Source organism: Halobacillus rhizosphaerae (genome assembly GCF_046719735.1).
Taxonomy (GTDB): Bacteria; Bacillota; Bacilli; order Bacillales; family Halobacillaceae; genus Halobacillus_B; species Halobacillus_B rhizosphaerae.
This window is the reverse complement of sequence record NZ_JAUTWQ010000047.1, coordinates 1-6,377: the sequence shown is the minus strand read 5'-3', so window position 1 is coordinate 6,377 and position 6,377 is coordinate 1. Positions and strand designations below refer to the sequence as shown.

At 41.9% G+C, this 6,377-nt stretch carries 7 protein-coding genes; 2 read left to right on the top strand and 5 right to left on the bottom strand.

The window, feature by feature from the left end; all coding sequences use genetic code 11:
* Window positions 1–57 precede the first annotated feature (57 nt).
* From Q7A53_RS21615 to ectA, 4 genes are all read right to left on the bottom strand, one after another.
* Entirely contained in the window at window positions 58–180 is a 123-nt protein-coding gene (locus Q7A53_RS21615; RefSeq protein ID WP_411791286.1) for a hypothetical protein, read from the bottom strand.
* 244 nt (window positions 181–424) lie between these two features.
* Window positions 425–811: an ectoine synthase gene (locus Q7A53_RS21610; protein ID WP_411791285.1), complete on the bottom strand. Its 387-nt coding sequence runs from the start codon at window positions 809–811 to the stop codon at window positions 425–427.
* A gap of 12 nt (window positions 812–823) precedes the next feature.
* The gene (ectB, locus tag Q7A53_RS21605) at window positions 824–2,104 is read right to left on the bottom strand and encodes a diaminobutyrate--2-oxoglutarate transaminase (protein ID WP_411791284.1); all 1,281 of its coding nucleotides are present in this window, start codon (window positions 2,102–2,104) and stop codon (window positions 824–826) included.
* Between the two features lie 49 nt (window positions 2,105–2,153).
* Window positions 2,154–2,666 carry a diaminobutyrate acetyltransferase gene (ectA, locus tag Q7A53_RS21600; protein WP_411791283.1) on the bottom strand — a complete coding sequence of 171 codons (513 nt, stop codon included), beginning with the start codon at window positions 2,664–2,666 and terminating at the stop codon, window positions 2,154–2,156.
* A gap of 454 nt (window positions 2,667–3,120) precedes the next feature.
* Here ectA and Q7A53_RS21595 point away from each other — a divergent pair, with 454 nt between their 5' ends.
* Window positions 3,121–4,125 carry a S8 family peptidase gene (locus tag Q7A53_RS21595; protein WP_411791282.1) on the top strand — a complete coding sequence of 335 codons (1,005 nt, stop codon included), beginning with the start codon at window positions 3,121–3,123 and terminating at the stop codon, window positions 4,123–4,125.
* An 89-nt stretch (window positions 4,126–4,214) separates the two neighbouring features.
* Here Q7A53_RS21595 and Q7A53_RS21590 read toward each other — a convergent pair whose 3' ends face one another.
* On the bottom strand, window positions 4,215–5,228 hold the full coding sequence (locus tag Q7A53_RS21590) for an LLM class flavin-dependent oxidoreductase (RefSeq protein ID WP_411791281.1): 1,014 nt from the start codon (window positions 5,226–5,228) through the stop codon (window positions 4,215–4,217).
* A 316-nt stretch (window positions 5,229–5,544) separates the two neighbouring features.
* Here Q7A53_RS21590 and Q7A53_RS21585 point away from each other — a divergent pair, with 316 nt between their 5' ends.
* A complete protein-coding gene (locus tag Q7A53_RS21585; protein ID WP_411791280.1) occupies window positions 5,545–6,117 on the top strand; it encodes a biotin transporter BioY in 573 nt (190 codons plus the stop codon).
* Window positions 6,118–6,377: the final 260 nt, after the last annotated feature.

Below are 6,377 nucleotides of genomic sequence, written 5' to 3'. Positions count from 1 at the left end.
TTTTTTATAAGTGTCCATTATTCGGGTTATAGTTCACACATGAGAAGCGGGCTTTTTTTATCCTTCAGCACAATCATAGCAAAGTACCATCTGCTCTTCGTCGACCACTCCATTAAGAAAACCATCTTTACAATAGATTTCTTTCCCGCAATACGTACAGGTTCCAACAAATTCTTCCAAAAGTTTTCACCTCACTGTTACCTATTGTTTCGCTGTGGAGTATTTCTATTCCTTCTTTAAAGAAACCCATTAAATTATTTGATGAAAAATGAACTCTATGGGGTAGAGGGAAGAAAGTCGGTTGGCGAATCTTTTCGTTAATCAATAGATGTGATTCACGACAAAAAAACCGAACGATGATGGAATGGGATTGGTAACCTTTCCTCATCGTTCGGATTTAATAATGCCAATATGTCTCTTTAAATTAATCTTCTGCTACAGGGTAGACTCCATTTTCATCATGAACTTCTGTGCCTTTAATTGGAGGGTTAAATACACAAACCATACGCATATCCGTCTTGGCACGAAGGTAATGCTCGTCATTCGCATCTAAGGCATAAAGTGTATCCTTCTCGATCGGCCACACTTTGTTGTCTTTTAAGGTTTCAACTTCTCCTTCTCCTTCGATACAATAGACGGATTCTAAATGATTTTGATACCAGATATGAGTTTCCGTCCCTGCTTTGATCACTGTATCGTGGACAGAATAACCCATATTGTCATCTTTCACGATGAGGCGGCGGCTGACCCAGTTACCTCCATCGACATTTTTCTCTGTATTCTGAATATCTTTTAAACTAATGGTTTTCATATATACGGCCTCCTATTGGTTAGATACTGGTTTCTTAACTAAGCTTTTAATGGAATCTTCTAAAATGTTTAATCCTTCTTTTAAATCCTCAACAGCGATGTTGATTGGTGGAAATAATTTAAACACTTCATCATCCATGCCGGCGGTTTCCATGATGAGACCGCGGTTAAAGGCTTCCTCTGCGATTTGGGCAGACAGACCTTCTTGGGCGGATTTTATTCCAATCATCAGCCCTCTGCCATACACTTCACCTTCTAAAGCTGGATACTTCTGCGTTAGTCCTCTTAGAAAATCTTCTACGATGCCTGCTTTGTCCTGGATGCTTTTCTCGAATTTTGGATCTTCCCAATAATCAAGTGCGGCTGTTGCAGTTACAAACGCATGATTGAATCCGCGGAATGTTCCGTTATGCTCACCAGGGGACCAAATATCAAGCTCAGGTCGGAATAGGGTGATGGCAAATGGAAGGCCATAACCGCTTAGAGACTTCGATAGGCACACAATGTCCGGCTTGATTCCAGCGGGTTCAAAGCTAAAGAATGTCCCCGTCCTTCCCACACCAGCCTGAACATCGTCAATGATTAATAGAATTCCATATTGTTTACAAATTTCATCTACCTTTTTCAGCCATTCCATACGAGCTGTGTTAAGACCGCCTTCGCCTTGAACTGTTTCCAGAATCATCGCTGCCGGAAGTTCTACTCCGCTGCCGCTGTTCTCCAGAAAGCTTTCTAAATAGTCAAGAGTGTCTCGCTCTTCTCCCACGAAATTGTCATAAGGCATAGTGACCGCGTGATGAAGGGGAATGCCTGCGCCTTTTCGCTTCGTTTCGTTGCCGGTAACGGATAGAGAACCGATGGTCATGCCGTGAAAACCATTGGTGAAACTAATCACATTCGTTCTTCCCGTCACTTTTCTAGCAAGCTTTAAGGCACTTTCTACAGTATTGGTTCCAGTGGGTCCAGGAAACATAATCTTATAATCCAAGTCTCTCGGTTCGAGAATGACTTGCTTGAATTTTTCTAAGAATGTCCGTTTAGCTGTCGATGCCATATCGAGCGAGTGGGTGATTCCATTATCTTTAATGTAATCAATAAGTTTCTCCTGCATATGCTCGTCATTGTGTCCGTAGTTCAAAGCCCCTGCTCCTGAGAAGAAGTCGATATATTCTTTTCCTGCTTCATCCCACATCTTGTGTCCCTTCGCTTTCGTAAAGACAGTAGGAAATCCACGGCAGTAACTGCGTACTTCGGATTCTATTTGAGAAAATACTTGCAGATCATTCTGAGTCATAATTGATGTCCTCCTTGAGAATGAGTGGGTGTTAAATCTATTGAAACGATTAAGAAAAAGGTCCAATTCTAAAGTTTAATTCTTCTTCATGTTCGTCACTTGGAAATAACTTATCTGAAAAGCGTTCCGTCACTTCGCAATCTGTATTATGCTGGCTGGCAATACCTTTGAATAGAGATTGGGAGGCTTCATTAGATGGAGTTACTGTGGCCTCGAGGTAATGAACGTTCTTACATGCTTGACGATTCATCAGTTCATTTAACAACTTCGATCCAATGCCTTTGCCACGCTGGCCGGCATCGACTCCTATTTGCCAAACAAACACCACATCAGGGTGATTGGGAGGGATTAAAGCAGTCACAAATCCTATTAGCTTACCTTCTTCTTTTGCCACAACGCATGTATCCGCGTAAAACTCGCACATCAGCACATATTTGTAGGCGGAGTTCTGATCAAGTGTGGATTGATCTACTAATTCCCACATAGCTTTGCCATCTTCCAATGCAGGAGTGGTTAATGTAATCGTTTTTTCCGTTACATCTTCAGCTGTAGTCCTAATCATTGGTTCTCCTTTCTGATCCAAATAATAGTGAAGCTCTTGGTACGACATATATAATATAAAGTCTGGAAAAAATAAGCAAACCAGCTAAATGCGCTTATAGCAGGCTTTGAGGCACTGAGTCACACTCACCAGTAAAATGGAGGGAAATGCTTAAGTATAGGTGGGATTTCTGACAATTCCAAACTATTCGACAAATAAACTAAATGGTTCTCAATTAAAACCTTGATAGATAAAGAAAGAGGAGAAGTAATTTCTTTGGGCGGAATCGAAACAAGCAGCATATTTCCTATTTCTTAACAAAAGGATCTACATGGAAACAGGGAGAACGATCGGAAGAGAATGTCTTTATACCCATTTTATTATTTTATTATTCTGAAAAATAAATCGGTGGTATAATTATGGCAAGGATTCCCTTAATTGGTTTTACCTACTTATTCATAGAGGAGGAAAAGTCATGAGTGAAGCAAAGCTGATTCCGTATCGAATAGAAGAAGTGATGGAAGCCCCATCAGAAGTACCGGAAGGCATTCAATTAATTGAAGCACCCGCTCTATGGGAAAGAACAGAACAAGGAAAAGGAACCGTTGTAGCTATTATTGATACCGGCTGTCAAACCGACCATCCTGATTTAAAGGGCCGGATTATTGATGGTAAAAATTTTACCACCGATTATAACAGTGATGAATCTAATTATAATGATAATAATGGACATGGCACGCACGTAGCGGGAACGATCGCTGCCATTGAAAACGGCGAAGGAGTAGTAGGCGCTGCACCCCAATCAAGCCTGCTCATCTTAAAAGTGCTGGCAGGTTCCGGCAGTGGAAAATTTGAATGGATCATCAACGCTATTGATTATGCGACAAATTGGACAGGACCTAATGGAGAAAAAGTACGCGTGATTTCTATGTCTCTAGGCGGCCCCACTGATATCCCTGAACTTCATGAAGTGATTCAAACAGCCGTGGAAAAAGATATTTCCGTAGTCTGCGCAGCGGGAAACGAAGGAGACGGCCGTGAGGATACTGACGAATTTGCTTATCCTGGCTCCTATAGCGAAGTGATTGAAGTGGGAGCTATCGACTTTAATCTTAATATTGCAGATTTTACGAATACAAACCATGAAATTGATTTGGTTACACCAGGAGTCAATATTCTCTCTACTTATAAAGGCAGCAAATATGCGAAGCTTTCCGGGACCTCCATGGCAACCCCTCATGTATCAGGAGGACTAGCTTTACTTATCCCGTTAGTAGAAGCACAATTTGGAAGAAAATTATCAGAAGCGGAAATTTATGCACAATTAGTCAAGCGAACTCTTCCGATCGGACATGCTAAAACAGCCGAAGGGAATGGAGTACTAGCGCTGGCACTTCCTGATAAGGTGGAAAGTTTGTTGAAAATTTATAACCATACGTGGAGGCAGAGCAGCAGTTTGAAAACGTCTAAAAGTAAATAAGAAATTTGTCGATATTACCCAGGAAATAATTCAAGTGAACATACAAAAAGCCTCTGGAAATGAGAGGCTTTTTGTTTTGTGAACAGATTTTAATTCACGATTTCTGAAATTATTTCATAAGAGCGGAGACGTGCTTGATGGTCGTAAATTTGTGAAATGACCATCATTTCATCGGCCTGGGTTCGATCTAAGAATTCCTGAAGTTCTTTTTTTACAGTTTCTGGACTGCCGATAATGGAGGACCCCAGCTGTTGCTCAAGAGCTGCTTTTTCTTGAGCCGTCCAGATCTCTTCCATATTTTCCACTGGTGGCTGTAAAGGTAGGTTAGTGTTACGAACCAAGTTTAAAAACTGCTGCTTCAAGGAAGTTGCTAAGCGTTGGGCTTCCTCGTCGGTCTCGGCCGCTATCACATTAACTCCGACCATTGCATATGGCTCAGCCAGCGTTTCTGAAGGCTGGAAACGACTGCGGTACAACTCTAAAGCCGGAAGAGTATTGTTTGGAGAAAAGTGGCTGGCAAAAGAGAACGGCAGGCCAAGTTCTCCTGCGAGTTGAGCACTAAATCCACTTGAACCTAACAGCCAGATAGGAATATCAAGACCTTCTCCAGGAATGGCTCGAACATTACTCATCCCCGTTTTTAACGAAGGATCAAAGTAGCCGCGTAACTCCTCCAGTTGTTCCGGGAAATTATGACCGTTACTTGAAGAATCTCTTCGTAAAGCTTGTGCCGTTATCTGATCGGTACCCGGTGCTCTTCCTAATCCTAAATCAATGCGGTCCGGATATAGCGTTTCCAGCGTGCCGAATTGTTCAGCAATCACTAGAGGGGCATGGTTTGGCAGCATAATCCCTCCTGAACCAACTCGGATGGAAGACGTATGAGCGGCAACGTGGCCGATAAGCAGCGAAGTGGCAGAACTCGCTATAAAAGGCATACTGTGATGCTCTGCGAGCCAATAGCGCGTATACCCTAGTCGTTCAGCATGCTGGGCAAGGTCAATCGTATTCTTATAAGAATCAGCAGGACCACCTCCAGCAGTAATTGGAGCTAAATCTAAAACGGAAAATTTAATATCCTGCAATTGTTTATCGCTAGTCATCATTTCATCTTCTTTCTTTAAGGAAATCGTTTATCTACCAATCGTTTCTAAAATTACAAGTTCAGTTTATCAAGGTTCTTTCGGGTTTCAAAATAATATGTTTGGTAAGAAAAATGTCAGTGAAACTAGTCAGTTGCTCTTGAAGTGAATATTCAATCTCCATTACATAAAAATATGATTGTATTTTAGATGCCGGCTTTCCCAAGGCGTATCCATACTTGTTCTGTAAAATGTAAACCTAAAAAATATTAAGTTGACAGTTTGAGAAATTTCGGATAATCTTTGGTTACAGACGATACATAAGAGGGTGTTGAACTTGAAATTAAGAACAATGGTATATGCAGCTATGTTTGCTGCAATTGTAGGAGTTCTCGGCTTGCTTCCTCCTATTGTCACTCCATTTACTCCGGTTCCTATTACAGCTCAGACTTTAGGAGTCATGCTGGCAGGATCTATTCTTGGTGCAAAGCGCGGGGGACTGAGTTTGCTCGTTTTCGTACTTCTAGTAGCGATTGGAGCACCTTTACTGGCGGGTGGCCGTGGCGGTATTGCGGTATTATTCGGCCCTTCTGGCGGGTATATTATGAGCTATCCAATAGCAGCATTTGTGATCGGCTACTTAGTAGAAAAGTTCTGGAAACGGCAAAACCTTGGTTTATTGATTCTCTTTAATGTGTTCGGCGGGATCATCATTGTTTATGCTGCCGGCATTACCTATCTATCTTTTATTACCGGTACACCATGGGGAAAGGCTGCCTTTGCGGCCCTCATTTACTTGCCGGGAGATGCAGTGAAAATTATAGTTGCTTCTCTGCTGGCTAGACAGATCAATCGTGTTTATCCTCTCATTGAAAAAAGCAGATCATCAAGAATGTCTAAAGCAGCTTAATATCAAGGGTTTACCTTCCGGGTGAACCCTTTTTGCATAGGAAGTTATTAATGATCAACCAATGAGATGGTTAGGAAATGCGGTGCAATATCTGGCATTATCCTGAAACTGAGTCTTCAAGTAAAGTGCACGATTGTGTAAGACACGATTTCGAGACTTTATTGCGTGGTTAAAGCCCTGCGGTGGACGACTTACTTGTCTTGTTTGTATTGCGTCTCTCGAAATCTGCTCCATATCCGCTTAAGGTAGAGGAGGAGGAC